Raw genomic sequence first — 2,907 nt, 5'->3', positions numbered from 1 at the left:
GGTGGCCATCGTGCTGGCCGGCCTGGTCGGCTTCAAGCTGCTGCCCCTGTCGGCGCTGCCGGAGGTGGACTACCCCACCATCCAGGTGCAGACCCTCTACCCCGGGGCCAGCCCCGAGGTCATGAGCCGCACCGTGAGTGCGCCGCTGGAGCGCCAGTTCGGGCAGATGCCGGGGCTGGCGCGCATGTCGTCCACCAGCGCCTCGGGCGTGTCCATCGTCACGCTGCAGTTCGGCCTGGGGCTGGCGCTCGACGTGGCCGAGCAGGAGGTGCAGGCCGCCATCAACGCCGGATCGTCGCTGCTGCCCACCGACCTGCCTGCGCCGCCGGTGTATGCCAAGGTGAACCCGGCCGATGCGCCGGTACTCACGCTGGCCGTCAGCTCCGACACACTGCCGCTCACCGAAGTGCAGAACCTCGTGAACACGCGCCTGGCGCAGAAGATGAGCCAGGTGCCCGGCGTAGGCCTGGTCAGCCTGGCCGGCGGGCAGCGGCCGGCCGTGCGCATCCAGGCCGACACCAAGGCGCTGGCCTCGTACGGCATCGGGCTCGACACCTTGCGCACGGCCATCACCTCGGCCAACGCCAACAGCGCCAAGGGCAGCTTCGACGGGCCGCAGCGCTCCTACAGCATCAACGCCAACGACCAGCTGGTGACGGTGGCCGACTACAAGAACCTCATCGTCACCTGGAAGAACGGCGCGCCCGTGCGCATGACCGACGTGGCCCGCGTGGTGGACAGCGCCGAGAACAACCGCCTGGGCGCTTGGGCCAACGAGACCCCCGCCATCATCCTGAACGTGCAGCGCCAGCCGGGCGCCAACGTGATCGCCACGGTGGACAACATCAAGAAGCAGCTGCCCGAGCTGCAGGCCGGGCTGCCCGCCTCGCTGAAGGTGGAGGTGCTGTCGGACCGCACCACCGGCATCCGCGCATCGGTGCACCACGTGGAGATGGAACTGGTGCTGGCCGTGCTGATGGTGGTGCTGGTGATCTTCTTTTTCCTGCACAGCCTTCGCGCCACGGTGATCGCCAGCCTGGCGGTGCCGATCTCGCTCATCGGCACCTGCGGCGTGATGTACCTGCTGGGCTACAGCCTGAACAACCTGAGCCTGATGGCGCTCACCATCGCCACCGGGTTCGTGGTGGACGATGCCATCGTGATGATCGAGAACATCGCCCGCTACATCGAGGAGGGCGAGCCGCCGTTCCAGGCCGCGCTCAAGGGCGCCACGCAGATCGGCTTCACCATCATCTCGCTCACGGTGTCGCTGATCGCGGTGCTGATTCCGCTGCTGTTCATGAGCGATGTGGTGGGTCGGCTGTTCCGCGAGTTTGCGGTGACCCTGGCGCTCACCATCCTGATATCGGCCGTGGTGTCGCTCACGCTCGTGCCCATGATGTCGGCGCGCTGGCTGAAACCCGAGCCGCCGCACGGCGAGCGGCGTGGCTTCGGCGGCGCGGTGCAGCGCGGCTTCGACCGCGTGATCGCGCGCTACGACATCTGGCTGCAATGGGTGCTGCGCCGCCAGGGCGCCACGCTGGTGGTGGCGCTGCTCACGATGGCGCTCACGGCGCTGCTGTACGTGGTGATTCCCAAGGGGCTCTTTCCCACGCAGGACACGGGCCAGCTGCAGGCGCGCGTGGAGGCCTCGCAGGACGTGTCGTACGCCCGCATGAGCGAGTTGCAGCAGGCCGCGGCCCGCGCCATCCTGGCCGATCCGGACGTGCAGTCGCTCAGCTCCTTCATCGGGGTGGACGCGGCCAACAACACCATGCTGAACGCCGGGCGCATGCTGATCAACCTGAATGCCGACCGCGACGGGCAGGAGGCCGTCATGCAGCGACTGCGCGACCGCGTGCGCGCCGTGGCCGGCGTGACGCTGTACCTGCAGCCCACGCAGGACCTGACCATCGACGCCGAGACCGGGCCCACCGAGTACCGCCTGTCGATCGGCGGGGTGGATTCGGCGCAGGTCAACGAATGGACGAACAAGCTGGTGGAGCGCCTGCGCACGGTGCCCCAGGTGCGCAACGCCACGTCGGATGCGGGCGCGCAGGGCCTGTCGGCCTACGTGGACATCGACCGCAACACGGCCTCGCGCCTGTCGGTCACGGCCAGTTCGGTGGACGACACGCTCTACAGCGCGTTCGGCCAACGCATCGTCTCCACCATCTTCACCGAGACCAACCAGTACCGCGTGATCCTGGAGGCGCAGCAGGAGCATCTGGACAGCCCAGAGGCGCTGGGCACCCTGCAGTTGCGCACGGGCGGCGGCACGCCCACGCCGCTGTCCGCCGTGGCCACCATCCGCGAGCAGCTCGCACCGCTGCAGGTCACCCGCGTGGCGCAGTACCCGGCCGCCACGCTGGGCTTCGACCGGGCTGAAGGCGTGTCGCTGGGCAACGCGGTCGATGCCATCCGCGCGGCGGCGCAGGAGATCGGCGTGCCGGCGGGGCTGTCGATGCAGTTCCTCGGGGCAGCGGGCGCCTACGAAAAATCGCTGTCCAGCCAGCTGTGGCTCATCCTCGCGGCCATGGTGTGCGTGTACATCGTGCTGGGCGTGCTGTATGAGAGCTACATCCACCCGCTGACCATCCTGTCCACGCTGCCCTCGGCCGGCGTGGGGGCCTTGCTGATGCTCATGGTGACGGGCAACGACCTGGGGGTGATCGGCATCATCGGCATCATCCTGCTGATCGGCATCGTCAAGAAGAACGCGATCATGATGATCGACTTCGCCATCGACGCCGAGCGCCAGCAGGGCATGGCCCCGCAAGAGGCCATCCACCAGGCGGCGCTGCTGCGCTTTCGCCCGATCCTGATGACCACGCTGGCCGCGCTGTTCGCCGCGTTGCCGCTCATGCTGGGCTGGGGCGAGGGGGCCGAGCTGCGCCGGCCGCTGGG

1 protein-coding gene is annotated in these 2,907 nt (G+C 68.7%); it reads left to right on the top strand.

Features of this window, described 5'->3' with window-relative positions; genetic code table 11:
* Nucleotide 1: 1 nt before the first annotated feature.
* Nucleotides 2-2,907, top strand: a 2,906-nt coding sequence (locus AC27KI_RS22040; RefSeq protein WP_487090741.1) for an efflux RND transporter permease subunit, incomplete at its 3' end; no start/stop codon positions are given.

The organism is Acidovorax sp. KPB24-03, from assembly GCF_057546605.1.
This window is presented reverse-complemented; position numbering and strand designations above follow the sequence as displayed.